Origin of the sequence: Glaciimonas soli (assembly GCF_009497155.1) — a bacterium.
GTDB classification, from domain to species: domain Bacteria; phylum Pseudomonadota; class Gammaproteobacteria; order Burkholderiales; family Burkholderiaceae_D; genus Glaciimonas; species Glaciimonas soli.
Genome location: NZ_WINI01000004.1, coordinates 424,532 through 449,485 on the forward strand (window position 1 = coordinate 424,532; position 24,954 = coordinate 449,485).

General features: G+C 49.6%; 22 protein-coding genes. 13 read left to right on the forward strand and 9 right to left on the reverse strand.

All coding sequences use genetic code 11. The annotated features are described in order from the left end of the window. Positions 1-39: 39 nt before the first annotated feature. A complete protein-coding gene (putA, locus tag GEV47_RS10285) occupies positions 40-3,759 on the reverse strand; it encodes a trifunctional transcriptional regulator/proline dehydrogenase/L-glutamate gamma-semialdehyde dehydrogenase (protein WP_153234658.1) in 3,720 nt (1,239 codons plus the stop codon). Positions 3,760-3,918: 159 nt separating this feature from the next. Here putA and GEV47_RS10290 point away from each other — a divergent pair, with 159 nt between their 5' ends. The 3 genes from GEV47_RS10290 to GEV47_RS10300 all read left to right on the forward strand — a co-directional run bounded on the left by GEV47_RS10290 (position 3,919) and on the right by GEV47_RS10300 (position 6,486). Further along, positions 3,919-4,377, forward strand: coding sequence for an Lrp/AsnC ligand binding domain-containing protein (locus tag GEV47_RS10290; protein WP_153234659.1), 459 nt, complete (start codon positions 3,919-3,921; stop codon positions 4,375-4,377). Positions 4,378-4,478: 101 nt separating this feature from the next. Then, positions 4,479-6,029, forward strand: coding sequence for a gluconokinase (gene gntK, locus GEV47_RS10295; protein ID WP_153234660.1), 1,551 nt, complete (start codon positions 4,479-4,481; stop codon positions 6,027-6,029). Between the two features lie 10 nt (positions 6,030-6,039). Beyond that, entirely contained in the window at positions 6,040-6,486 is a 447-nt protein-coding gene (locus GEV47_RS10300; protein ID WP_153234661.1) for a hypothetical protein, read from the forward strand. A 7-nt stretch (positions 6,487-6,493) separates the two neighbouring features. On the opposite strand, the gene GEV47_RS10305 is transcribed toward GEV47_RS10300, so the two are convergent. The 4 genes from GEV47_RS10305 to GEV47_RS10320 all read right to left on the reverse strand — a co-directional run bounded on the left by GEV47_RS10305 (position 6,494) and on the right by GEV47_RS10320 (position 9,624). Then, positions 6,494-7,081: an NUDIX hydrolase gene (locus GEV47_RS10305; protein WP_153234662.1), complete on the reverse strand. Its 588-nt coding sequence runs from the start codon at positions 7,079-7,081 to the stop codon at positions 6,494-6,496. Between the two features lie 2 nt (positions 7,082-7,083). Further along, on the reverse strand, positions 7,084-8,187 hold the full coding sequence (locus GEV47_RS10310; RefSeq protein WP_194270632.1) for an alpha/beta fold hydrolase: 1,104 nt from the start codon (positions 8,185-8,187) through the stop codon (positions 7,084-7,086). A gap of 64 nt (positions 8,188-8,251) precedes the next feature. Continuing rightward, the gene (locus tag GEV47_RS10315) at positions 8,252-8,650 is read right to left on the reverse strand and encodes a VOC family protein (RefSeq protein ID WP_153234663.1); all 399 of its coding nucleotides are present in this window, start codon (positions 8,648-8,650) and stop codon (positions 8,252-8,254) included. Positions 8,651-8,655: 5 nt separating this feature from the next. Next, positions 8,656-9,624: a LysR family transcriptional regulator gene (locus GEV47_RS10320; protein ID WP_153234664.1), complete on the reverse strand. Its 969-nt coding sequence runs from the start codon at positions 9,622-9,624 to the stop codon at positions 8,656-8,658. Positions 9,625-10,161: 537 nt separating this feature from the next. On the opposite strand from GEV47_RS10320, the gene GEV47_RS10325 reads away from it, so the two are divergent. Next, positions 10,162-10,473: a hypothetical protein gene (locus GEV47_RS10325; protein ID WP_153234665.1), complete on the forward strand. Its 312-nt coding sequence runs from the start codon at positions 10,162-10,164 to the stop codon at positions 10,471-10,473. 181 nt (positions 10,474-10,654) lie between these two features. On the opposite strand, the gene GEV47_RS10330 is transcribed toward GEV47_RS10325, so the two are convergent. Next, positions 10,655-12,511: a phosphoenolpyruvate carboxykinase (GTP) gene (locus GEV47_RS10330; RefSeq protein WP_153234666.1), complete on the reverse strand. Its 1,857-nt coding sequence runs from the start codon at positions 12,509-12,511 to the stop codon at positions 10,655-10,657. Between the two features lie 409 nt (positions 12,512-12,920). On the opposite strand from GEV47_RS10330, the gene GEV47_RS10335 reads away from it, so the two are divergent. Continuing rightward, positions 12,921-13,910: a D-2-hydroxyacid dehydrogenase family protein gene (locus tag GEV47_RS10335; RefSeq protein ID WP_153234667.1), complete on the forward strand. Its 990-nt coding sequence runs from the start codon at positions 12,921-12,923 to the stop codon at positions 13,908-13,910. Positions 13,911-14,004: 94 nt separating this feature from the next. On the opposite strand, the gene GEV47_RS10340 is transcribed toward GEV47_RS10335, so the two are convergent. Then, complete coding sequence (locus tag GEV47_RS10340; RefSeq protein ID WP_153234668.1) at positions 14,005-14,787, reverse strand: L-asparaginase; 783 nt, start codon at positions 14,785-14,787, stop codon at positions 14,005-14,007. A gap of 306 nt (positions 14,788-15,093) precedes the next feature. Between GEV47_RS10340 and GEV47_RS10345 the strand changes: the two genes are divergently transcribed. The 8 genes from GEV47_RS10345 to GEV47_RS10380 all read left to right on the forward strand — a co-directional run bounded on the left by GEV47_RS10345 (position 15,094) and on the right by GEV47_RS10380 (position 23,004). Then, positions 15,094-15,741, forward strand: coding sequence for a sorbitol dehydrogenase family protein (locus GEV47_RS10345; RefSeq protein WP_153234669.1), 648 nt, complete (start codon positions 15,094-15,096; stop codon positions 15,739-15,741). Positions 15,742-15,743: 2 nt separating this feature from the next. Continuing rightward, positions 15,744-17,345, forward strand: a complete 1,602-nt coding sequence (locus GEV47_RS10350; protein ID WP_153234757.1) for a GMC family oxidoreductase — start codon at positions 15,744-15,746, stop codon at positions 17,343-17,345. Then, positions 17,342-18,739 carry a c-type cytochrome gene (locus GEV47_RS10355; protein WP_153234670.1) on the forward strand — a complete coding sequence of 466 codons (1,398 nt, stop codon included), beginning with the start codon at positions 17,342-17,344 and terminating at the stop codon, positions 18,737-18,739. Before GEV47_RS10350 ends, GEV47_RS10355 begins: the two co-directional genes overlap by 4 nt. Positions 18,740-18,802: 63 nt before the next feature. After that, complete coding sequence (locus tag GEV47_RS10360; RefSeq protein WP_153234671.1) at positions 18,803-19,291, forward strand: asparaginase domain-containing protein; 489 nt, start codon at positions 18,803-18,805, stop codon at positions 19,289-19,291. A gap of 179 nt (positions 19,292-19,470) precedes the next feature. Continuing rightward, positions 19,471-20,073 carry a type IV pilus modification protein PilV gene (gene pilV, locus GEV47_RS10365; protein ID WP_153234672.1) on the forward strand — a complete coding sequence of 201 codons (603 nt, stop codon included), beginning with the start codon at positions 19,471-19,473 and terminating at the stop codon, positions 20,071-20,073. Positions 20,074-20,081: 8 nt separating this feature from the next. Next, positions 20,082-20,600: a pilus assembly PilX family protein gene (locus GEV47_RS19385; protein ID WP_228124651.1), complete on the forward strand. Its 519-nt coding sequence runs from the start codon at positions 20,082-20,084 to the stop codon at positions 20,598-20,600. A 98-nt stretch (positions 20,601-20,698) separates the two neighbouring features. Continuing rightward, positions 20,699-22,549: a pilus assembly protein gene (locus GEV47_RS10375; protein ID WP_194270635.1), complete on the forward strand. Its 1,851-nt coding sequence runs from the start codon at positions 20,699-20,701 to the stop codon at positions 22,547-22,549. Further along, the gene (locus GEV47_RS10380; protein ID WP_153234758.1) at positions 22,549-23,004 is read left to right on the forward strand and encodes a type IV pilin protein; all 456 of its coding nucleotides are present in this window, start codon (positions 22,549-22,551) and stop codon (positions 23,002-23,004) included. Before GEV47_RS10375 ends, GEV47_RS10380 begins: the two co-directional genes overlap by 1 nt. A gap of 97 nt (positions 23,005-23,101) precedes the next feature. On the opposite strand, the gene GEV47_RS10385 is transcribed toward GEV47_RS10380, so the two are convergent. After that, positions 23,102-23,371: a hypothetical protein gene (locus tag GEV47_RS10385; RefSeq protein ID WP_153234674.1), complete on the reverse strand. Its 270-nt coding sequence runs from the start codon at positions 23,369-23,371 to the stop codon at positions 23,102-23,104. A gap of 85 nt (positions 23,372-23,456) precedes the next feature. Then, on the reverse strand, positions 23,457-24,842 hold the full coding sequence (gene mnmE, locus GEV47_RS10390; protein WP_153234675.1) for a tRNA uridine-5-carboxymethylaminomethyl(34) synthesis GTPase MnmE: 1,386 nt from the start codon (positions 24,840-24,842) through the stop codon (positions 23,457-23,459). Positions 24,843-24,954 lie beyond the last annotated feature (112 nt).

Below are 24,954 nucleotides of genomic sequence, written 5' to 3' on the forward strand. Positions count from 1 at the left end.
TGTTGCGGCACATGATGCGTTTCTCGCGGACTTCTTGCTTTAAGACTGCAGAGTCATCAAACTGGCATTTCCGCCGGCGGCCGTCGTATTGACGCACAGAGCGCGCTCAGAGACCAAACGCCACAAAGGAATAGCAGCGTGTTCAGAAGTCTCTAAAATCGGCACCAAAGCCCCGTCTCGCGCTGCTAGTAATGGACGCAAACGAACCAGATCGGCACCATCAACCAACGCCAGGTGAAGTGCTACATCCGCTTCGCTTGTCACGCTATTGGCGATGCGTATCGCATCGCGCACAATTTTTGGCAAGCCATTCGGAATCAAAGCCACAGCGCTTGTTTCAACCACCGGCGTATTACCGGTCGCAAGCACGGCCGTTAATTGATTAAGCAATGCGCCAACAGAAGCTGCGCCACACAAAATTTCACCGCGGGGAGCGAACGATAAACTGTTGCGTTCACCTGTCGGCCCCGGCAACACCAGAGAAGTACCTAGCCAGCTGTGACGGATATAATTTTCACCCAGTTCAGCAATCCGCTGATGGCCGTGCGTAGTCGCCCACTGTAATAAAGCTTGCAGTGCCGTGGCGCCATTTTTTGCTTTGTTATTTGAAGCATGAATCGTATGTGCTCCCAGCGACACAACCGGATTACGTTGCAAGCGTTTCAGATATAGAGGCCCACCTGCTTTCGGGCCGATACCGGATTTACCTTCGCCGCCGAATGGTTGTACGCCAACCACTGCGCCGACAATATTGCGGTTCACATAAATATTGCCGACATGCGCTTTACTGGTGATGAAGTCGATGGTTTCATCAATCCGTGAATGCACACCTAGCGTTAATCCATAACCAGTCGCGTTGATGGCATCGACCAGACTCGGCAATTGTTCACGCGCATAACGAATTACGTGCAATACCGGGCCAAATACCTCGCGTTTTAATTCTGCGAGCGAGTCAATTTCAATCAGCGTAGGCGGCACAAATGTACCGTTTTCTTCAGCCGTAGAAAGCGGCAATTGGAAAAAGTCTTTGGCAGTTTTTTTCATGCTGGCGATATGAGTCAGCAATTGTGCTTGTGCATCGGCGTCAATTACCGGGCCGATATCGGTAACCAGGCGATCCGGATTGCCTACGCGTAGTTCTTGCATCGCGCCTTTCAACATATGCAGCGTGTGATCAGCGATATCGTTTTGCAAGCACAGTACACGCAACGCTGAACAACGCTGACCGGCGCTATCAAATGCAGAACTGAGCACGTCCAGGACAACTTGTTCCGGCAGTGCACTGGAATCGACGATCAGGGCATTCTGACCACCGGTTTCAGCGATAAACGGCAAATCAATCGATTCTTCCACTGCACGTTTTGCCAACACACGATTAATCAATTGTGCGACTTCGGTAGAACCCGTAAAAATTACGCCTTTAATGCGCGGATCAGAAGTCAGCCTCGCGCCGACAATTTCACCGCGACCTGGCAATAACTGCAACGCGGCATGGGGAATCCCAGCTTGATGTAAGAGCTGCACGGCGCGGCTGGCAATCAATGGTGTTTGTTCCGCTGGCTTGGCCAACACGACGTTTCCGGCAGCTAAGGATGCGCTGATTTCACCGACAAAAATCGCTAATGGAAAATTCCAAGGGCTAATGCAAACAACTGGACCAAGCGCTAACGAATTGAGGCTATGCTGAGTTTGTGCTGCGTAATAACGTAAAAAATCCACCGCTTCGCGGACTTCTGCAATCGCATTCGGCAAAGATTTTCCGGCTTCGCGGATCGCCAAAGCCATCAATTCCAATTGGTGCGTTTCAAATAAATCTGCCGCTTTCATTAGCATAGCTGCGCGTGTAGCAGGCGACAATGTTTGCCAATCCATCGCGTAACTGGTCGCTGCATGCAACGCATGATCGACATCATCCGCCGTGGCTTCGACCACGCTACCAACGACATCGCGACGATCTGCCGGATTTAAAATTTGCAACGGTGTTGAAGTGTTCGTTGTCACTTCTTTTTCGGAAATCAGTGGGGTCGCATGCCACTGTTGCTGCCCAAACTCTTGGAAAGCCACATCAATTTCACGTAATGTATTTTCATTACTTAGATCAATCCCTGCAGAGTTTTTGCGTTCCGCGCCATATAAAGCAGACGGTAACGGGATATGTGGATGCGGTTCACCGCCAAGTTTCAGCGCAGCTTCCATCGGGTCTGCGATCAAGCTGTCGATAGAAACACTTTCATCAACGATTTGATTTACGAACGACGAATTTGCGCCGTTTTCCAATAAACGCCGGACCAGATATGCCAACAATGTCTGATGTGATCCGACTGGTGCATAAATGCGACAAGGCTTATCCAGATTTTCTTTGCCAACCACCTGGTCATACAACGTTTCACCCATACCATGCAGACATTGGAATTCGTAATCGGTGATTTTCTGTTCTTGCGCCCAGCTATAAATCGTCGCCAGAGTATGCGCATTGTGGGTAGCGAATTGCGGATAAATCACATCGCTTGCAGCCAATAATTTTTGGGCGCAAGCGAGGTAAGAAACGTCGGTGTAAACCTTGCGCGTGTAAACCGGATAACCCGGCATGCCATCGACTTGCGCGCGTTTGACTTCAGAATCCCAATACGCGCCTTTTACCAGACGCACCATGAATTTGCGACCACTGCGGCGTGCCAGGTCCGCTAAATAATCGATGACAAACGGACAGCGTTTTTGATAACCCTGCACCACAAAACCGATACCCTCAAAGCCCGCCAGGTCAGCATCAAACGCCAATGCTTCCATCATATCCAGCGATAGTTCCAAGCGATCTGCTTCTTCTGCATCAATATTCAAACCGATGTTGTATTGCTTGGCCAGTAGCAGCAATTGCTTCAAGCGCGGCAATAATTCCGTCATCACGCGCTGTTCTTGGGCGCGGGAATAACGCGGATGCAACGCTGATAATTTCACCGAAATGCCAGGGCCATTTTTAATGCCACGACCAGCAGATGCCTGGCCAATCGCGTGTATCGCGACTTCATAAGATTGGTAGTAGGCAGCCGCATCTGCTTCCGTTAACGCAGCTTCACCCAACATATCGTACGAATAGCGATAACCGCGTTTTTCATTTTCACGACTATTCTTTAGCGCCTCGTCGATGGTCTGGCCAGTGACAAATTGATTGCCCAGCATGCGCATCGCTACATCAACGCCCTTGCGTATCAATGGTTCGCCGCCTTTGCTGATCAGCTTGGTTAACGCCGAGCTCAAACTGTTTTCGCTACTTGTGCTGACCAGTTTTCCAGTGATGAGTAAGCCCCAGGTTGCCGCATTAACGAACATCGACGGCGATCCGCCTAAATGACTGCGCCAATCTCCTTTACTAATCTTGTCGGCGATTAATCTGTCCGCAGTCTGGCTGTCGGGAATGCGTAGCAAGGCCTCCGCCAGACACATCAGCGCCACACCCTCTTCAGACGATAGAGAAAATTGATGCATCAACGCATCTACACCTGAAGCGCGAGTCCGCTTTTCCCGGACTGCTTGAACCAGTTTGCGGGCCAGATTTTGTCCCACCGCATGCGTGGCAGAAGTATCTTTGATCTGCGTCAATAGCCATTGCACGGCAAGCGCTTCATCGCGTCGATAAGCGGCGGTGATGGCTGCGCGTAGAGGCGATGCGTCGCGTTTGATTTCTGAGTGAAATGTTGTAAAAGCAGCAGTAAAAGCAGGTGCTAATGGCGTTGATGATGGCTGGTTAGCGGACGTGGACATGGTGTTTTTCTCGGAAGAAGGATGTATATGAGAAACAATTTGTGAATCGTATGATTGTAGGGGGCATTGCGATGGATTAATTCTGGTAATACTGCCAACTATCAAAATTTTCTTAATAATGAGAAAATTTGGCCGAATAATATTTTTCGGATAAATCCCATGCTCGACAAAATTAGCAAAAAGATCTTGGTAGAGCTGCAAAATGATGGACGTATTAGCAACGTCGATTTATCTGCCAAGGTCAACCTGTCCCCTGCGGCCTGTCTGGAGCGGGTGCGTAAATTGCAAGATGCGGGTTATATCTTGCATTACAGCGCACATCTTAATCCGCAATTGCTAGATGTTGCGTTGCTGGTGTTTATTGAGGTCGTGCTCGATCGCACCACTCCCGAAGTGTTCGATGCGTTCAGTAAAAGCGTGCAAGTTATTCCGGAAGTGTTGGAATGCCACATGGTTGCGGGCGGCTTCGATTATCTGGTCAAAGCGCGCGTCAAAGATATGAATGCTTATCGCGAATTTCTTGGCAAATCCTTGCTCCAACTGAAAGGTGTACGCGAGACGCACACTTATGCGGTGATGGAAGAAGTAAAACATACAACCCGTTTGCCGATTCGTTAATCATCGGCCTTATGCAAAATCACCTCAATGGTGTTATGTCTGCGGCATGCTTTGTCGAGACAGTTTGCGTAAGCCCTAATATTTTCAAAGCTAGGTAGTCAATGCAGTCCCAAGAATATATGTTGGGTGTCGATATCGGCACCACCAGCACCAAAGCCGTGATGTTTTCCGCTGCAGGCAAAGTCGTGACGCAACATACCGTGGAATATCCGCTGTTATGTACCGCTACCGACATGGCGGAGCAAGATCCGGAACAAATTTATACCGCAGTACTGACGACAATACGGCAAGCGACGGCGCAAGCACACACGCTGGAAAATGTGCGCGCAGAACAAGTCATTCTGGTCTCGTTTAGCGCCGCGATGCATAGCGTAATTGCGATAGATGCACAACACCAGCCGCTGACCAACAGCATCACATGGGCAGATAATCGCGCAAGTGCCTGGGCCAATAAAATTCGTGATGAGATGGATGGCCACGCGATTTATCTGCGCACCGGAACACCGATACATCCGATGTCACCACTGTGCAAATTAATGTGGTTGCGGCATGATCATGCCGATATTTTTTCACGTAGTGCACGCTTTGTCGGCATCAAAGAATATGTGCTGCACAGGTTATTCGGAGAGTGGCTGGTTGATCATTCGATTGCATCAGCAACCGGGATGTTTAACCTGCAGAATTTGGCATGGGACGATGCAGCATTGGCTATGATTGGCATTACGCCGACGCAGCTGTCGCAGCCGGTTCCGACTACGCATCAATTGCACGGTTTAACACCAGGGATGGCGCAGCAACTCGGTTTGCTGCCTGATACACCATTTGTCATAGGTGCCAATGATGGCGTGTTATCTAATCTCGGTGTCAATGCGATTGCACCGGGTCAGGTGGCAGTCACGATTGGTACCTCGGGCGCGATGCGTACGGTGATAGATCAGCCTAAGACAGATCCTGCCGGACGTACTTTCTGTTATGCCTTGACTGAAAAACATTGGGTGGTTGGTGGTCCCATCAATAACGGCGGTAGCATTTTGCGTTGGGTGCGGGACGAATTGGCAACTGCAGAAACGTCAGCCGCAAAACAGCGAGGAGATGATCCTTACGATGCTTTGATGGCGATTGCCGCTAATGTCAGTGCGGGTTCCGGAGGCTTGCTATTCCATCCGTATCTGGCTGGCGAGCGAGCACCATTGTGGAATGCCGATGCGCGTGGCTCTTATTTTGGCTTGGCGCTGCATCATGGCAAACCGCACATGATACGCGCCGCATTGGAGGGCGTGATTTTCAGTTTGTACAGCATTCTGCCAGCGCTCGAAGACATGATAGGTACAACAGAACGCATGATGGCAACAGGTGGTTTTGCCCGTTCTCCTTTATGGCGTCAAATGATGGCCGATATTTTTAACTGTGAAGTGGTCGTCCCGGAAAGCGTCGAATCATCTTGTCTGGGGGCGGCAGTGTTGGGCTTGTATGCCTTGGGTCGTATAACTTCATTGGATGCGATAGCGCAGATGGTGGGGTCTTCGCATCAGCACAAACCTAATCCGGAAAATGTCGCTATTTATAAACGGTTGTGGCCGATTTATGCTGCGATTCCTCAGCAGCTGGAACAGCAATATCACGCGTTGGCGGAATTCCAGCGACATACTTAAGGGAGTAAGAATGAAAGCGATAAAATTTTTCTCTGGTTTATTTTTCGCATTTTCTTTGACATCAGGTATTGCACACGCTGCAGAAAATAATCAACCCGTCATCGTCGGTGCAGATGTAGATGCGCATGGCTGTAAGCCGTCAACCGGTTATAGCTGGTCAGTTTTGCAAAATGAATGTGTACAGTATTTCTCATACCGACCAAGACTGAATGATTTGCGTCGCACGACGCAGGCGGGTTTTTTCTGGATGAACCCAGAAAAAAAGAAAGTCGAATTCTTTGGCGGTGGATTTTCGCCCTCTTTAGTCCTGACTTTGCAACGCAATAAGTGGAGCCAAAGACATCCGCGTTATCAGTCAACGGATGGGCGATATATCTTTACGTCAGTTAAGGGAAAATGGGTGTTGTTAGATAACAGAGCCAAGACGACTAACAAGCGCTTGTTCGAACAAGAATAAACGCTTATCACGTCACGATATTTTGCTGCCGCATCTTATGCAAAATGCGCTTGAATCTCACATCGTTGTGATTGCCTAGTTCGCTTAATGGAAACCACTTCGCATCAAAGACTTCCTCTTCTTGTGCAGTGAGTGGCAATGTGGAATCTGCCGTGAGCAAATAAACGAAGTCATGATGTATGTGAGGGCCTTCATTCTTTTTAGGCTGCGCCGCTATCGCATGCGAATCAATATCAAACGGCGCTTTGTGGAGATCAAACCAGGGATGTAGTTGTACATTTTGCGCTCCGGTTTCCTCTTCAGTTTCACGCAGTGCCGATTGCCACAAAGGCACCGTCCCTTCATAGTGACCGCCCGGTTGCAGCCACAAGGCATACAGTTTGTGATGTATCAATAACGCTAACGGTGTCGGTGATGCCGCGAGGTCGATCACGAATGCACTGGTGGTGATATGACCGCGCATATTTTTGCGGTCAACGACATCTGCGGTATCCGTTTCTAACTGTGAGGCCAGTGCGGTTAGCCCTTCTTTTTCAGCAGGAAAATGCTGCAAATAGCGCGCAAATTCCTGCTCAGCTTGTTTTCTAAGCGTCATATTTATTTCTTCTCTGTTTCTTTCAATAATTGCGCCAAATAAGATTGCCAGACCGCTGCGTAGGTATGCGTCCCATGACCATGCGTTTGATCGCTGGCCGGAATGAGAACGTAGCGCCCGTTTTTGATTTTTTTCACCTGTGCTTCGGCGATCTTAGTCTCAGGAGGATTGATAAAATCATCTGCCGAATTGACCCACATTACCGGCGCCGTAATTTTATCTAAATTTGCTGACGGATCATAATTGCGCGATGCGCTGACCTGATACAGCACATCGTTGGCGTCGAGCGTAGCAAGGTCTTTTTTCACGTGCTCGGTGACATATGCATCCGCCGCATCGGCGGTGGGATATTCTTTTTGCAGCTGATGTGATGCACTACCGGCGATCAACAACATATCTGCAGCAGTGCGTAATCCTTGTTGCGGCTGGCTTTTATACTCACCACCTTGCCACGCCGAATCATTGGTAATCCCATCAATAATCATTTTACGCCAGGCACGATTGCGTCCGGCAATTTGTACCGGTTGGCAAGCCAATGGCATCAGCGCATCCATAAACGATGGATAGTTTTCACCCCACACAAATGAATGCATGCAGCCCATCGACGTCCCCATGACTAAGCGCAAGTGATCGACGCCCAAACCTTGTGTAACTAAAGCATATTGTGCGGCAACCATATCGCCATAGTCATATTTGGGAAAGCGCGCATGCAAGCCATCGCTGGGTTTTGATGACTTCCCATGACCGATACCATCCGGCAGGATGATGTACATTTTTGCGGGATCAAGCAAACCGCCCGGCGCAAACAAGACGTTGGCAAATTGTGGTCGCAGGAATTGATGGCCGTCGCCACCGGTGCCATGCATGACAATGACCGCATTGGTCACATGCCCATCAGCATCACGTTTTGGTGTACCCAGCGTGGTGTAGTGCAGCTTCAGCGTTGGCAGCGTTTCGCCGGAATCAAATTTGAAATCATGTACAACGAAATCACCTTCGCGCGTCGTCAGTGCAGGTGTGGACTGCGCGATCGCGGCGGTACTGACAGCGCACATGAAAACGGTGGAAATGAGTGAGGGAAATGATTTGGAAAGTAAGCGTGTCATAACAATGTCTCGTTGTTTTAGTTGTTGTTAACTTAACTAAATACTGACACTATGTCAATTTCAATTATTCCGCACGATGGCAAACCGCCTCAACCCGATTCCCGAATGGATCGACTAAAAAAGCCGCGAAGTAGTTTGGATGGTAATGTGGACGCACTCCGGGAGCGCCGCCGTCTTTGCCGCCATGCGCTAATCCTGCTTTGAAAAAAGCATGCACCTGGGCGCGGTCAGCAGCTTTAAAGCACCAGTGTCGTTTGAAGTCGATATTGGCTGTGCTTGATTGAAAAATGGCGAGGTAGGTATGCTGTTCCTCGCCTGCGCTGCAACGCGCGCCGTAACCAATCGCATCGCCAGCTAAGTCGTACACTTTTTCTGCGCCCAATGTCGCCATGATGGCGTCGTAAAACGACCGCACTGCATCGAGATCGGGAACGGAAATGGAGACGTGATCTAGCAGTTGCATATGGCTTATTCTTTGTGGCTTGCTTCGGTGATATGACTAAATTTATCGTGTGCAGTTTTAACCAGATGCGCGCGCAACCATTTATGGCCAGGATTGCGCACATCACGTTCATGCCACAGCATATCGACATGTACATCCGGTGTCTGGAAAGGTAACTCACGTGCCACCAATACATCGCTCATGCCAGTGGAATCAATCAAATGACGTGGCAAAACCGTAATCAAATCGGAACTGGAAACCACTCGGCCAGCTGTGAAAAATTGATTCACCGTTAGCAGGATGCGACGCTTGCGTCCCATCGCGGACAAGGTTTCGTCGATTAAGCCATGGGCGCGGCCAGAAAAACTCACTAGCAAATGATGGGCATTGCAGTAGCTATCTAATGTCAATGGTTCCTGCGCCAATGGATGGTCTTTATGCATCACACAGACGTATTCACCGGTGTACAGTCGCTCGTGGTGAATGGGGGAAGCCGATGTGGTTTGACTGCCTGATAATTGTTCAGTCACACCGGGGAAAAAACCGATCGCCAGATCGACATCGCCACGCACCAGCATCTGACGCGGATCGCGGGTGGTCAAAGGCACCATGCGGATGTTTAATTCTGGCGCATCGCGTTCTATCGTGTTGATCAAATCCGGTAACCACAACACCGCAGTCGCATCAGCCATCGCCATTTGAAAGGTAATGTGCGCGCGTGCGACATCGAACGCCTCTGGCGCAATGGCGGTTTCCAGCTCAATCAATGCACGGCGTATCGCCGGCCAGATTTCTTCCGCATATTGAGTCGGTTTCACGCCATGCGCAGTGCGTATCAGTAATTCGTCATTGAGCGATTCGCGCAAACGCTTTAATGCATTGGAGACTGCAGGCTGCGTCATCGCCAGGCGATTGGCTGCACGCGTCAGGTTTTGCTCGGTCATGACGGCATCAAAGACGCGCAGCAAATTTAAATCCAGCGTAAGGAAGCTCATGTCTCTAGTATTTTGTTTTAGGAAAGATCGGTATTCACGAAGTTTATAACTCTTGCACTAAAAGGCAAATATAATTTCAAATAATAACAAAAATGCTGCTTCGCAATATTAAAAACGATACAAATGATGTTGGATACTGGCATTGTTTACAGTTACCGCCATTGCAAAATCGTTCACAATTTAATACCGGAAATTAAATTTCATTTGAGATGGTTTGTGGCGTAGTTTTTGAAAAAAAACGCTGAGGTAAGATTTTTGATGGTGTATTGCGAAAAATGATTTACGTCGCGTGCGCAGCGTCAAATACCGTTAAAGGTGTCTGTACGCAGGAGCATGGCTTGATAGATGTGATTAAGCAACAGATAGGCATTTTATATTTCCAATTGCAAATTATTGCGACTATATTGGAAACAGTGTGAAACATTAGTCTTATTGCTTATCGGTATAACTGTTATCGACAGCAATAATTGGCATAATAGATGCAAATTAAATATACTGCACTGCAATATAATTAATGCTATTCTTCACACACATAACATGTCTTTTCTTACTTTGCTTTTCGCTGAAACGGCTTGGTTTGCTTTACCGTTTGAGCTCACAAAGATCACTGCCATTCTTTGGCCGCTGCTAGGGTTAGCCGCGATTGCCGCATTATTGATGCTTTTTAAGCCGCTGTTGTCCGGGATTTTGCACGCCGCATTGTTGTTGATGAAGCCTCGTAAATCGTTAGAGCAACGTATCGCAGAGCACAACGCAACTGAAAGAAAATTATTGCATCGCAAAGCCAATGATCAGGACGGTAGTCAAGTCGCGATTGCCACCGACTTACGCTTACTGCGCTGGCCTTAATACTGAACACGCAACATGTAGCATGATTGCCGAATGTCTCCTCCACCCTCCTCGGTGGATTTCCCCACCAGCTTGATGGCTCGTGGGGATTTTTTTGTGTTGAGAGTGTCGAATACAAAACAAAAAAAGCGCCATTGATTCAATCAATGGCGCTTTTTATAGAGCGGACAGTGCCGGGAAATTACTGCGTTAAACGTTTTTCCAGCTTCGCTTTAACCTCAACCAACTCCTGCGGCAAGTGATGCTTCAACTTCTCAAATAACTCCGTATGCAGCGCTGTTTCAGCTTTCCATGCAGCGTTGTCAATCGATGTGATCTGATTGAACTGCTCTTCGGTGAAATTCAAACCATCCCATTGCAGATCATTAAACTGTGGTGTTACACCGAACAAATGTTCAACCCCGCCAGCATTATTCTCTAAACGATCTAGCATCCATTTCAGAACGCGCATATTGTCGCCAAAACCCGGCCAGACAAATTTGCCATCGGCATCCGTACGGAACCAATTGACGCAGAAAATCTTTGGCAACTCGGCAGGCGATGCGGCGATTTTGCGACCCATGTTGAGCCAGTGCTGGAAGTAATCGCTCATGTTGTAGCCAATGAACGGCAACATCGCGAAAGGATCGCGGCGTACTACGCCTTGTTGGCCAACTGCGGCGGCAGTCGTTTCAGAACCCATGGTTGCGGCCATGTAGACGCCTTCGACCCAGTTACGTGCTTCTGTCACTAACGGGACAGTAGTGGAGCGACGGCCACCAAAGATGAATGCGGAAATTGGTACGCCAGCAGGATCATCCCAGGCGGCGTCGATCACAGGATTCTGTGTTGCGGCTACGGTGAAGCGCGCATTTGGATGCGCGGCTTTAGCGCCGGTTTCCTTAGCGATCGCCGGTGTCCAATCATTACCTTGCCAGTCGATTAAATGGGCCGGTGCTTCTTTGGTCATGCCTTCCCACCAGACATCGCCATCGTCCGTTAAGGCGACGTTGGTGAAGATTGTGTTGTCGCGCATGGATGCCATGCAGTTGAAGTTGGTTTTTTCGTTGGTGCCCGGAGCCACGCCAAAATAACCTGCTTCTGGATTGATCGCGTATAGCTTGCCATCCGCACCCGGTTTGATCCAGGCGATATCGTCGCCGATGGTGGTTACTTTCCAGCCTTCGAAACCTACTGGCGGAATTAGCATAGCGAAATTGGTTTTGCCGCATGCGGATGGAAACGCTGCTGCGACGTAATGCTTTTTGCCTGCTGGCGATTCTACGCCGAGGATCAGCATGTGCTCTGCCAACCAGCCTTGATCGCGACCCATGGTCGAAGCGATGCGTAATGCAAAGCATTTTTTGCCCAGCAAAGCATTGCCGCCGTAACCGGAGCCGAACGACCAGATTTCACGGGTTTCCGGGTAATGCACGATGTATTTGGTTTTATTGCAAGGCCATGCCACGTCTTGCTGGCCAGCAGTCAATGGTGCGCCGACGGTATGTACGCAAGGAACAAAGGCGCCATCAGTGCCGAGCACGTCATACACTGCTTTACCCATGCGCGTCATGATGCGCATGTTTACGGCGACGTAAGGAGAATCGGATAATTCAACGCCAATGTGCGCAATCGGTGAGCCCAGTGGACCCATCGAAAATGGCACGACATACATCGTACGGCCTTGCATGCAACCGTCGAACAAACCGTTCAACGTACCGCGCATTTCGGTCGGATCCGTCCAGTTGTTGGTTGGACCTGCGTCTTCTTTGTTTGCCGAGCAAATGAAAGTACGGTCTTCTACACGTGCAACATCGGTAGGATCGGAGCAAGCCAAAAAGCTATTCGGGCGCAGTGCCGGATTGAGTTTCTTCATGGTGCCGGCGGCGACCATTTCGTTGCACAGACGGTCATATTCCTCTTGCGAACCGTCGCACCAGTAGGTGCGGGCAGGTTTGGTCAGCGCCGCAATTTCGGCGACCCAGTTGATCAGTTTTTGTTGTTTAACATAGGCTGGTGCGCTAATGGTGCTGATGCCAACAGGTTGAGGATGGTTCATGGTGATACTCCAAGCTAAGAAAAATTCTGTATCAGGACTTAGTCAAAATTGCCCCAGCAGCGTTGTGCCTATTTGCCGTACATCCGTACTGTCTGCGCACGACACGCCTTGCTGGACTAATTTGGCGTAAATCCTAAGTATTTCTGGTGTCAATAACGGCGTCATGCGCAGTTCTGTGATCGCTCTTCTCGCGGCTACACAAAAAGCTAAAATGTCAGACGACTATTTCGTATACTGACCATATTAGGCCAGCTATTGACAGGAAAAGTTTGGCGATTGTACACCGCATATGTAGTAATAATGACCAAGTATTGTAGTAAGGTATATCCCATTCCTTTTATGCCGTTGCTTTATTACGTGAACTGCGGTTTGTGCCGATTTTATTAAGAAAATATTATTGAAAGATCATATGAAAATTGCCATCCTCGATGATTATCAAGATTGCGTCCGCCATCTGGACTGCTTTGGATTATTGGCCGACCATCAAGTCAAAGTGTTCCACAATTCTGCGCGCGGCGTTGGTCAGCTAGCGATTCGACTGGCACCGTTTGATGCGTTAGTGTTGATACGTGAGCGTACCGAACTTCCCAAAGCATTGCTGCAAAAATTACCCAACTTGAAATTGATTTCACAGACTGGCAAAGTCAGCGGTCATATTGATGTCGCCGCGGCGACCGATTGCGGCATCACCATCGTAGAAGGTATTGGCGACCCGACTGCTCCGGCTGAATTGACGTGGGCATTAATCATGGCCAGCGCACGACGCATTCCACAATATGTGCAACATTTGCGTGAAGGTCAGTGGCAACGCTCGGCCAGCGATCTGCAACATAACGGACTTGGTACGGTGTTAAAAGGACGAACCTTAGGGATATGGGGTTACGGGAAAATTGGCCGCATAATTGCTGGTTACGGCAAAGCGTTCGGCATGCGCGTGATGGTGTGGGGCGGCGACATGAGCCGTGCTGCAGCGTCGCAAGATGGCTATTTGGTGGCGGAATCGAAACAGCAGTTTTTTGCTGAAGCAGATGTGCTGTCATTACATTTACGCCTGCACGATTCGACACGTGGTGTCGTGACGGCGCAAGATTTGGCACTGATGAAACCGACCGCGATTTTCGTGAATACTAGTCGTGCCGAACTAGTCGCAAGCGACGCGTCGTTACCGGCATTACAACAAGGTCGTCCCGGTTTTGCAGCGATTGATGTGTATGAAACAGAACCTTTGCCGCATGATGCGCCGTTACTACGGATGGAAAACGTTCTGGCTTCACCGCATTTGGGCTATGTGGAAAAAGATAGCTACGAATTGTATTTCCGCGCAGCGTTTCAAAACATCGTAGATTTTGCAAAAGGTGCGCCACAGCATGTATTGAATCCTGAGACGATGAAAAATTAAGCAATTTCAGAAGTTGTTGGGCTGAAAAGCCCAACATTTTATAATCCGGATTTCTGAGCGGAATAAACTGAAACGCGATTTGTCTTAACTCAATTTAATCATCTTCTAGCTGACTACCAGCAGGCAAAATCAACGGCATAATTTTGGTAGCAGGCGTAACCATTTCCTGACGCTGCCACAGCCCCACCCAGCCGGGCGGCCAGGGTAATGGAGCGCCGCTGTATTCAGGAATGCCTTTGCGCACAGGAATAATCGGCAGGCTTGCGGGCATCAGCACATGGCTGGCCGGATTGCTATGGTCTGTATCCCAGGCCAGACTGTATGCGTAATCAGGCAAGAGTGCATCGCAGACCATGGCAAACCACCTGGCATGATCTTCATCCTGACCCAATGCCTGCGCCAGACCGTGCGGATCGCTACGCGCTAAAGCGCTGACTAATTCATGTGCTGATGCGCCGGGCTGGTCACCCCAGCCAAGAATGGGATTGAAATTGTAATCGGCACCAGAGCCGTACCAGCCTTCACGTCGTGGTCTGTCCATCCAGCTGCGATGCCCACAAAATAATTGCCAGCGCCAGTGCAAGCCCGACGGCTTCGGCCAGCTATAGAGATACAGACGTTGATACCCGGCTTGGTGTAATTGCCGCACCATCGCCATTAAACGCGCATGTGGCATCCGATCTGGCGGTGCATGACGAAACATGATTTGCTCGCCGTCAGCATGTTGTATTTCATCGGACGACAGGTTCAAATCCAGCGTCCGCACTTCGCTGCCAAACCTTGCGGATATCCAGCCGGTCAACAAGTTAACAGCTGTAATCACGCCGTAACCACGGTAACGATGGAAAATAACAGTGCCGGGAGCGATGGCTTTCATGGTTCAGTTGATGTCAGGCAGGTAGTATTGGGAATGGTATTGTATGCTCAGGCTCTTATGGCGTAGATATCAAATAGATTACATATGTTCAATCATCTCGGAAGCTAACTTCGTGCGTTCCGCACTTCGCCGTTTTGTGAGCATACAATGCCAAACTCGTTGCTGCATCGTGTAAATCTCTAGTGGATTAAAATAACCGAAAGATGATAGGGGAATTCAAAAAACGTATGGCTTAAAAATTAAGCTTGGCTTTTATACCGCCCTTAGTATAATCAGATCACCTATACGGCAGAAAGGACTCGCAACATGATGCAACGTCCACCTGATTCATCTTCACCAAGCGGGCTGGTCAGCGATCCGCTTTCTTCAGATTCCCCGCAACAGCATACCGCATCATCTTCAGATAAGAACCATGCTTTACCGCTACTTTCGCGACGCAATGTCTTGCTATTGGCCGGCGGGAGTTTTGCCGTAATGAGTGCGCCGCGCTGGCTACAGCAGGCAGCGGCACAAAATACGGTACAAAACGCGGCAGCGACGCAAGCTTCGCCAGCTGACAGTGATTTCTTGGCTTTATCCACTTTGTTGACGGCCAATCAGAAGCTTCAGCCGCAGACCAGCGCCCGCACCTACGCTGCATTGAGTGCGCAAGCCCCTGAGTTTCAGAAACAGGCCGCCGCATTATGGCAGTTCGCAAAAGCGCATCAACTCAAGAATGTTGATGCATTAGCTGCTGCTGTGGCCAACAATGCAGAGCTAAATGCGGTGCTGCATAAAATCATTAGTGCATGGTACCTGGGTGTGGTTGGCGACGGCCCGCAAGGCAAAGTGATCGCGTTTGAATCGGCGTTAATGTTCGATCAGGTGCGCGACGCGGTAGTGGTGCCGACTTACTGTCGTGCGGCACCCGGCTATTGGGTGACCAAACCTGCAGTCTTGAAAGCGAGGGTATGAAGATGGCGGAAAACTTGTCGGCAGATGTCGTGATCGTTGGCTCCGGTGTCGCAGGCGCCATCGTTGCCCATCAATTGGCGAAATCTGGCGTTTCCGTATTGGTGCTGGAAGCCGGCCCGCGGTTAGAACGTTGGCGCATCGTTGAGAACTATCGCAACACGCCGAGTAAAGACGATTTCATGACGCCTTATCCGTCGACCAAATATGCGCCCCATCCGGAATACACGCCAGAGAATAATTATTTGATTTTCAAAGGCGAGCATAAATATAACTCGCAATACATCCGTGCCGTCGGTGGGACAACATGGCATTGGGCTGCTGCCGCATGGCGTTTTTTACCTAGCGATTTTGAAATGAAAACGCGCTATGGTGTTGGACGCGATTGGCCTATCAACTATGATGAATTGGAACCGTATTATTATCGCGCTGAAGTTGAGTTAGGCGTATCTGGCCCTAACGACGGTACTGATTTGGGATCGCCGCGCAAGCAACCGTATCCTATGGATCACTTGCCTTTTTCGTGGAATGACCAACGCTTTAGCGCGGTGGTTAACGCGCATGGTCACAAGGTCGTATCGGAACCCGTCGCGCGCAATAGCCGTGCTTACGATGAGCGCCCTAACTGCTGTGGCAATAATAATTGCATGCCGATTTGTCCGATCAGCGCGATGTACAGTGGAATAGTTCACGTCGAAAAAGCCGAGAAAGCTGGCGCAAAAATTTTGCCAGAAGCCGTAGTCTATAAAGTCGAAATCGATAGTAAAGATCGCGTCAGCGCAGTGCATTACAAAGACCCCGGCGGCGCAACACATCGCGTGACCGGAAAATATTTCGTACTGGCTGCAAATGGCATCGAGATACCAAAATTGATGTTGATTTCTACTGATGATAAACATCCAAATGGCATCGGCAATAGCTCCGATCAAGTCGGTCGTAATTTGATGGATCATCCCGGCACCAGTGTCAGTTTTTTAGCGAATGAGGATATGTGGCCAGGACGCGGCTCGATAGAAATGTCATCCATCGTGGATATGCGCGACGGCGCATTTCGCTCGGAATACGCAGCTAAAAAACTTCATTTGAACAACATGGCACAGACGAATCATGCAGCGCAAGCGGCGTTGAAAATGGGATTGGTCGGTAGCAAACTGGATAAGGAAATTCGCCATCGCGCAGCACGCATGGTCAATATCAATAGCTTCCATGATATTTTGCCGAATCCGGAAAATCGTGTGCTCCCCAGCGCCGATCATAAGGACGCACTCGGTATTCCTCAGCCGGAAATTACCTACGCAATCGATGATTACGTCAAGAAAAGTGCCATTAAAACGCATGAAGTGTATGCCGACATTGCGGCCTTGTTTGGTGGCACCGAAGTCACTTTCGACGATAATTTCGCACCGAATAATCACATCATGGGTTCCACCATCATGGGGAGTGATCCGCGTGATTCCGTTGTCGATGCGCATTGCCGTTCGCATGATCACGAGAATTTATTTATTGCCAGTAGCTCGGTGATGCCGGTGGCCGGAACAGTCAATTGCACGCTGACGATTGCAGCTTTGTCGCTGCGGATTGCAGATACTTTGAGGACCGTGTTATGAAGATAACCCGATGTGTTCATTCGCTGCTGACGGCAGTCGTTGTAAGCACGGGTTTTACGTTCTTCGCGGCTGCTCATGCAGACGATAGTGCAACCGCTTCCGTCATCACAACCGGTGCCAATGCCGAGCAAATCAAACGCGGAGAATATCTGGCGCGCGCAGCGGATTGCATTGCTTGCCATACGGTAGACAAAGCCAAACCGTTTGCAGGCGGTTATCCGTTGGCGACACCATTCGGTACGATTTACGGCCCGAATATCACGCCAGATAAAGAAACTGGCATAGGTACCTGGAGTGATGAAGATTTCATCCGCGCGTTACACACGGGTGTTGGTAAAAATGGCGAGCATCTCTACCCTGCTTTCCCTTACACCTCTTTCACAAAATTATCGCGCGACGATGTATTGGCGATCAAAGCCTATCTGTTTAGTTTGCCGCCGATTCAACAGAAGACGCCGGAAAACAAATTACCATTTCCATTCAATCAGCGGATTATTTTGGCTGGCTGGAAGCTGTTTAATTTCACTCCTGCACTTTGGCAGCCAGATGAGGCTAAAAGCGTCGAATGGAATCGTGGTGCCTATCTGGTTGAAGGGTTGGCGCATTGTCAGGAATGTCATACGCCGCGCAATGGCACGATGGGACTTGATCACAAACGCGCATTTGGTGGCGCGCCGTTAGCCGGGTGGACGGCATATAACATTACACTTGATATGGAGAGCGGTGTCGGTGGTTGGAAAGATCAAGAGCTGGTGCAATATCTCAAAACCGGTTCGGTTCCCGGCAAAGCTTCGGCAGCCGGCGGTATGGGAGAGGCGGTAGAGCATAGCCTGCAATTTCTGACCGATCCTGATTTGCAAGCCATCGTCACCTATTTGCGTAGTGTGCCAGTAATTCATAATCCGATAGATACCAAGCCGCGCTTTGCGTGGGGCCAACCATCGCAAGACGATGCCACTTTGCGCGGCATCGCGCCAGTCTCTGTCAGTAGCGTCGCATCCGGTGGTGCAGAACTGTTTAGCGGCAATTGCGCCAGCTGTCATTCGGCCAGCGGCAGCGGCGTGACCGATGGGTATTACCCATCGTTGTTCCATAATAGTACGGTGGGGGCAAGCGATCCGAATAACTTGTTAATGGTGATCTTGAATGGTGTGCAGCGCCACAATAAAGGAACCTCAGACAAAAAAGGCGACGATGTCTTTATGCCAGGGTTTGCGGACCATTTGAGTGATGCGCAGATTGCTACACTGAGTAATTTCATCGTGCAGCAATACGGCAATTCAGCAACACCTGTAATCACGGCAGAACAAGTTAGCAAACAGCGCAAAGGTGACAGCGGCGGATTCTTATCGTCAATAGTCGCCTTTTTCCAAGGACTTTGGCGGCGCGTATAGTCTCGGTTGAGTTAGAATTTACCTCTGATTTAATTCGCATAACTAAAAAGGAAGTTGACTCTCATGGCATTACGTATCATCGCCACCGGCGGCACATTTGATAAACACTATGACGAAATCGCTGGCAAGCTGGGCTTTGGTGCCAGCCACTTACCTGAGGTGATCAAACGCTCGCGCATCACTATCGCCAACACGCTGGAAGAACTACCCTTGTTGGATTCATTAGAGATGCAAGATATCGATCGCCGTCGCGTACTCGTTTCTTGCAGTCATGCCGAAGAAAAGGCCATCGTCATCATCCACGGCACAGACACCATGCGCGAAACCGCAGCGGTATTGGGCGTAGCCAATCTGGATAAAGTTATTGTCATTACCGGTGCCATGATTCCATACGAAATCGCCAATTCTGATGCCCTGTTCAATTTAGGATTTGCTTGCGGTGTCGCACAAGTGTTGCCATCCGGGGTCTACGTGGCGATGAACGGGAAGATTTTTAACTGGGATAAGGTCCAGAAAAATCGCGGTGCAGGAGTATTCGAATCGTTGAGTTGATGTTGTGTTCATCGTAAACGGCAATAACGATCAATCCCATAGTGGTTTCGTTATTGCCGTTATTTTTCCTTCGTCACCCAGTCAAAACTCATCCTCACATTTAAGCTTTCAGCCAATAGTGATCGCAGCCTGACACTCTTATAATTTTTTCATCGTTATTCAAATATGCGAGTAGAAAAATGTCCGGATTGTTGACGTGTGATTGGCGTTTCTCGTTGAAATATAAGCACCGACAATCGGGCAGCTGCTTGATTGAAATACTGATCGCCATCGTTATCTCGGTTTTTATTTTACTGGCTTTGGCCGCTGCGCAATTGACGACGTTGCGGAATCAGACCGTTGCGCATGATCGTACTTTGGCGACAGTTTTGAGTGGCGAACTCATTGAACGCATGCGAGCAAATCGCGATGGCGCGCTTAATGGTAAATACAGTCCAGCGTTACAAAATTATCCGGGCCAATCAGCCAATCGGCTTACCAATGGCGCAGCGCCGGGCTGTGCAGATGCCATCATTTGTACATCATCAGAAGTCGCCGCAATGGATCTATACGAATGGCGCGCATCACTTGCTCGTGCAGTTGTAGGTGGTTGGGGGGAAATCTCAGGTTCAGCTCAGCAGGGTTTTGTGGTGAGAGTGTATTTCAAAGAATCTGATAACGAGGACGGTGTGACCGCACATGCCGATGATGCGGATCTCAGTAAAAGCAATTGTCGTATGGCGGTATTGGCTGCAACAACGGATAAAGATGTGCGTTGTCTTGCGACGATTTTCTCGCTGTGATGGTGTGTATGAAAATACTATCGCATTTCCCGCAACAGCAGTGTGGCATTGCACTGCCGATGGTATTGATATTTCTGATGGTGATCGTGTTGTTGACTGTGACGGCAATGCGTAACGTGTTATTAGAAGAAAAAATGGCCGCAAACTTACGCAGTCGGCAATTGGCATTTGAGGCCGCAGAGCTGGCTTTGCGGTATTGCGAAAGATTGGTGGAAAACCCGCCCGATGATGCCAAATATCCTCAATTAGACGCAGGATACAGCGCTACGAAGATGGGAGACAAACCTTGGAATTCGATCGGCAATTGGCGCAATAATGCGATCTCGATAGCGTTGCCTTCAAGCGCAAATGTGACTGTAGGATGGGCAGAGGCACCGCGTTGCATGATAGAGAAAATTGTGATGCGCGCAAGACAGGAATACCAACTGCAAGCAGATGACGCACCGCCCGCTTTTCGAATCACTGCGCGCGGTGTCGGCATGACAGATAAGGTCGTGGTGCTAGTACAAAGTTACGTGCGATTGTGATGCTCTCAATGACTTATTCCCTTCGAATTTGGTTCTCAATGTTATTTTTCATCGCCGTTTCGCTCTCTGTAAAAGCACAAATAGCGCAAATACCTTTAATGCCATCCAAGTCTTCCGGACTGATCTACGATAGCACCAAGCCCAATACAGAATCACTGGTATATCAAACTAGTTATAGCGAAAACGACTGGACTGGACATCTGCGGGCGTTCCACGTGCTACCGGATGGAAGCGCGGGAGCGCAATTATGGGATGCAGCAGATTTACTGCCGAATTGGGCCGGACGTAAGATCGTCACATGGATATCAGAACAAGGACGCGCCGTTAATTTTTACTGGTCGGAGTTAAGCGACGCACAAAAAACAGCGCTGTCATCTGAAAGTATGGTTGCGTATTTGCGCGGAAGTGATGCGCTGGAGGTCGGTCATACAGATGGCTATTTTCGTCGGCGTGCAAGCAACCTGGGCGATATTGTCAACTCATTACCATTCCTTGTAAAAAACGCGTCATTTGCTTATGACTTGCTAACAACGGAAAACGGCGGAGGCACGCTCTATCAGGCCTATCTCAGCGCCAAGCAAACGCGTAATCCAAACGGGATGTTATATGTCGGTGCAAACGACGGCATGTTGCACGCTTTTGATGCCAAAACCGGCATCGAAAAATGGGCGTATATACCGCAGGCTGTCTATCCATTTTTGAAGTCGCTTTCTGATGTCTCCTATGTCGCACCTAAACATCATTACTTTGTCGATGGTCAAATGTCGGAAGGTGATGCGTATTTACTGACCGCTTCCGGCACTGCACGCGCCTGGAAATCCATCCTGCTGGGGAGCACAGGTGCCGGCGCCAAAAGTGTATTCGCCATCGATATCAGCGCCCCAGCAGAATTCGAGGCAAAAAGCGTGTTGTGGGAACATGCAGATATTGCCAACGATGGTGTGCCAGATGATGACATGGGTTATGTACTGGGCAAAGCATCGGTGGTGTTACTGCGTAACGGACAGTGGGCAGCGTTGTACGGAAATGGCGTTGAAAGTAATCATCAAAATGCGGTGTTGTATTTGCTTGACGTGGCGACCGGTACATTGATCAAAAAAATCTCTGCTGCAGAACATAGGGACGATGCAAGAAATGGCTTAGCCACCCCCGCTCTACGCTTTAATCAACAGCGTGAAGTGATCGCGGCTTATGCTGGCGATTTACGCGGAGCGCTGTGGAAATTCGATCTGGCCAATAGCAAACCGGATACTTGGCAATTGGCATATAACGGTGTGCCATTCTTTAACGCCACAGATAAGTCCGGGCAAACTCAACCGATCACACAACAGCCTGCCATGACCGCCCATGCTAAAGGCGGTCGGATGATTTTGTTCGGCACCGGAAAGTTGTACGAGACGAGTGATCAGACAGACAAACAAATACAAAGCGTTTACGGCCTATGGGAAAAGCCATCTGATACAACGACGGGGATGGTGATCAGCGGTCGTGATCAATTGCAGCAGCAAACCTTAACCGCAGTAAGTAATGGTCGCCTGATCACACAAAACGCCATTGATTGGAAAAATCAGCGCGGTTGGTATGTTGATCTTTTGGATAAAGGCGAACGCGTGGTCGGCGCGCCATTCATCGTGGATGATAAATTGGTAGTCTTAACTTTTACACCGGGTATTGCTGGTGCGCCTGCATCGTCGCAGTTAATGGTGTTTGATTTGAAAACCGGCGGCGCCTCGGCGCAAGCGATCTTTCCCAATGCGCCAGCCAACCAGATATCGCTGACCGTGCCCGCATCATTGACAGCGCCTGTTGTCATTACCCTGCCAAATGGTCGCCGCAGTTTGGTATTGCAAACGCTGGAGGGAAAAACGAAATTTGTCGATATCACCACCGCTAAAAGAAAACCTCTGAGAACCTGGCATGAATTGCAGGTACAGCGACCGACACAGTGATGAAAAAATATCGGAAAAATGAGCGAGGAGCGAAGAGTGGTGCAGCGGGATTTACTCTATTCGAAATATTGATAGTCGCCGTGATCATCGCATTATTAAGTGCGATTGCTTTGCCCAGTTACCGCACCCATATCCAGCGCGGCAACCGTGCCGCAGCTGCTGCAGTATTACACGAAGCAGCCCATTGGATGGAGCGACGTTTTACGATGAACCATAGTTATGTAAATGGCGATGGCAGTGTTCCCACTTTGCCTGCTGGTATCAATCAGTCACCGAAAACTGGAAAAGCAATCTACGTGATCAATCTGGTAGCCGCTGACACAGGATTGACAACTTATAAATTACAAGCGGTTCCGCAGAAGCTGGACAATTGCGGTACCTTGATCTTAGATCAAAGCGGTGCACGCAGCATGGTGGATGCTACAGCAACGATGGAACAATGCTGGGGGCGCTGATACGACGCAAACACTTAGTGGGATGAGAAACAGTATTAGCGAAGAGACATGCCACATTGAATATACCTCATCCCACGACAACTAAATAATTAGTTGATTAGTGACTAACCGGGGCAGGTGCGATTGCTGGGGCCGTAGAAGTTGTAGCTGGAGCCACGGGATGAGCAGCCTGAGCAGCTTTTTGATTCGCCAGTTTATGCCCAACATAGCAGCCGCCAATGGCACCGATAACCGCATGATGACCAGCGTAATGGCCGGCTACGCCACCGACAACAGCACCTTTAATACATCCTTTAGCACTAGCAAAACCTGATGCGGCTGTAAGAGCGATGGCGCATGACATTACTGCAATAAGTTTGGTGTTCATTTTTCTATATTCCTCAAATCGATAATAGGCATTTGCCAGGATTTAACAACGGCAATGAGGGCATTGTGGTTGACCGCAAGAAGTCTTATTTTCCGATACAAAACCGCGAAAATATCACCCCTAGCAAATCGTCCGGCGTAAACGCGCCAGTAATGCTGCTTAAGCGATCTTGCGCCAGGCGCAATTCTTCTGCAAACAAATCCAGCGATTGATCGCTGACACTGGCATGTTCAGCAGCCAGCTCCAGATGATCGCGTGCAGATTTGAGGGCGATTAAGTGACGCTCCCGCGCCAGATAGCGCGATTCTCCGGTTTGCTGCCAACCAGCGATACGCAGCAGTTCTCCGCGTAGCAAATCGATACCTATGTGGTCAGTGGCGGATAAATAAATGTGCGTGACGTCATGCGCGATATCCACCGCGGCTTTATGGCCAGACTGGTCGATTTTGTTCCAGATGCGAATGACCGGGGCGCTATCGGGGAAACGGCCGAGGATTTTTTCGTCGGCCAGAGTCGGACCATGATTGGCATCGAGCATATGCAAGATGACGTCAGCTTTGGCGACCGCAGCCCAAGTGCGCTCAATGCCGATGCGCTCTACTTCATCGCTGGCCTCATCGAAATCGCGGATACCGGCGGTGTCGATGATATTAAGCGGGATACCTTCGAGCTGGATGGTTTCGGTCACCTTATCGCGGGTGGTGCCGGCAATTGGAGTGACGATGGCGACGTCTGCACCTGCCAGTACATTGAGCAGCGATGATTTACCGACGTTAGGTTGGCCAGCCAACACAATGTTCAGGCCATCGCGTAACAGCGCACCTTGCGCGGCTTGCGCGAACACTTGATCCAGCGTGGTGCGGATGGTGCTCAACTGGCCTCTGGCATCGGATTTTTCCAGGAAGTCGATTTCCTCTTCTGGGAAATCCAACGTGGCTTCGACCAGCATGCGTAAATTGGTGACTTGTCCGACCAGGCCATGGATCACGTTGGAAAATGCCCCAGACAGCGATTCTGATGCCGATTTAGCCGCAGCTTCGGTGGAGGCTTCGATCAAGTCAGCGACTGCTTCAGCTTGCGCTAAATCGAGTTTGTCGTTGAGGAAAGCACGTTGGGTAAACTCACCCGGTTCGGCCATGCGTAAACCGATTTCCTGACCCGCTTGCAAACAGCGCGTCAGCAGCATTTGCAAGACCACTGGCCCACCGTGCCCCTGCAACTCCAGCACATCTTCGCCAGTGTATGAATGCGGGGCTTTGAAATAGATGGCCAGACCTTGATCTATCACGCTGCCGTCCAGATTTTTGAAAGGCAGATAAGTAGCGTGGCGCGGCGTCAGCACGGTTTCAGTCACGCCGCAAACAGACTGAATGACCGTGCCCAGATTTTTACCGGAAATACGGACGACACCGATACCACCACGTCCGGGCGCGGTAGCAATTGCTGCGATAGGAGAAGAATCGAATGACATGACTTTGATTTTACGAGTGTTGTTGATTATCTGAAACAACCGCGAAAGAAAAAGCCCGTGAATTTTTAGTTCACGGGCTTTTTTACGACAGTTATTTCTACTTTTCCGACTT

What these genes read in the sequence shown, in the direction of transcription:
- putA (WP_153234658.1), bottom strand. Translation starts at nt 3,759, where the DNA reads ATGTCCACGTCCGCTAACCAGCCATCATCAACGCCATTAGCACCTGCT.
- GEV47_RS10290 (WP_153234659.1), top strand. Translation starts at nt 3,919, where the DNA reads ATGCTCGACAAAATTAGCAAAAAGATCTTGGTAGAGCTGCAAAATGAT.
- gntK (WP_153234660.1), top strand. Translation starts at nt 4,479, where the DNA reads ATGCAGTCCCAAGAATATATGTTGGGTGTCGATATCGGCACCACCAGC.
- GEV47_RS10300 (WP_153234661.1), top strand. Translation starts at nt 6,040, where the DNA reads ATGAAAGCGATAAAATTTTTCTCTGGTTTATTTTTCGCATTTTCTTTG.
- GEV47_RS10305 (WP_153234662.1), bottom strand. Translation starts at nt 7,081, where the DNA reads ATGACGCTTAGAAAACAAGCTGAGCAGGAATTTGCGCGCTATTTGCAG.
- GEV47_RS10310 (WP_194270632.1), bottom strand. Translation starts at nt 8,187, where the DNA reads ATGACACGCTTACTTTCCAAATCATTTCCCTCACTCATTTCCACCGTT.
- GEV47_RS10315 (WP_153234663.1), bottom strand. Translation starts at nt 8,650, where the DNA reads ATGCAACTGCTAGATCACGTCTCCATTTCCGTTCCCGATCTCGATGCA.
- GEV47_RS10320 (WP_153234664.1), bottom strand. Translation starts at nt 9,624, where the DNA reads ATGAGCTTCCTTACGCTGGATTTAAATTTGCTGCGCGTCTTTGATGCC.
- GEV47_RS10325 (WP_153234665.1), top strand. Translation starts at nt 10,162, where the DNA reads ATGTCTTTTCTTACTTTGCTTTTCGCTGAAACGGCTTGGTTTGCTTTA.
- GEV47_RS10330 (WP_153234666.1), bottom strand. Translation starts at nt 12,511, where the DNA reads ATGAACCATCCTCAACCTGTTGGCATCAGCACCATTAGCGCACCAGCC.
- GEV47_RS10335 (WP_153234667.1), top strand. Translation starts at nt 12,921, where the DNA reads ATGAAAATTGCCATCCTCGATGATTATCAAGATTGCGTCCGCCATCTG.
- GEV47_RS10340 (WP_153234668.1), bottom strand. Translation starts at nt 14,787, where the DNA reads ATGAAAGCCATCGCTCCCGGCACTGTTATTTTCCATCGTTACCGTGGT.
- GEV47_RS10345 (WP_153234669.1), top strand. Translation starts at nt 15,094, where the DNA reads ATGATGCAACGTCCACCTGATTCATCTTCACCAAGCGGGCTGGTCAGC.
- GEV47_RS10350 (WP_153234757.1), top strand. Translation starts at nt 15,744, where the DNA reads ATGGCGGAAAACTTGTCGGCAGATGTCGTGATCGTTGGCTCCGGTGTC.
- GEV47_RS10355 (WP_153234670.1), top strand. Translation starts at nt 17,342, where the DNA reads ATGAAGATAACCCGATGTGTTCATTCGCTGCTGACGGCAGTCGTTGTA.
- GEV47_RS10360 (WP_153234671.1), top strand. Translation starts at nt 18,803, where the DNA reads ATGGCATTACGTATCATCGCCACCGGCGGCACATTTGATAAACACTAT.
- pilV (WP_153234672.1), top strand. Translation starts at nt 19,471, where the DNA reads ATGTCCGGATTGTTGACGTGTGATTGGCGTTTCTCGTTGAAATATAAG.
- GEV47_RS19385 (WP_228124651.1), top strand. Translation starts at nt 20,082, where the DNA reads ATGAAAATACTATCGCATTTCCCGCAACAGCAGTGTGGCATTGCACTG.
- GEV47_RS10375 (WP_194270635.1), top strand. Translation starts at nt 20,699, where the DNA reads ATGCCATCCAAGTCTTCCGGACTGATCTACGATAGCACCAAGCCCAAT.
- GEV47_RS10380 (WP_153234758.1), top strand. Translation starts at nt 22,549, where the DNA reads ATGAAAAAATATCGGAAAAATGAGCGAGGAGCGAAGAGTGGTGCAGCG.
- GEV47_RS10385 (WP_153234674.1), bottom strand. Translation starts at nt 23,371, where the DNA reads ATGAACACCAAACTTATTGCAGTAATGTCATGCGCCATCGCTCTTACA.
- mnmE (WP_153234675.1), bottom strand. Translation starts at nt 24,842, where the DNA reads ATGTCATTCGATTCTTCTCCTATCGCAGCAATTGCTACCGCGCCCGGA.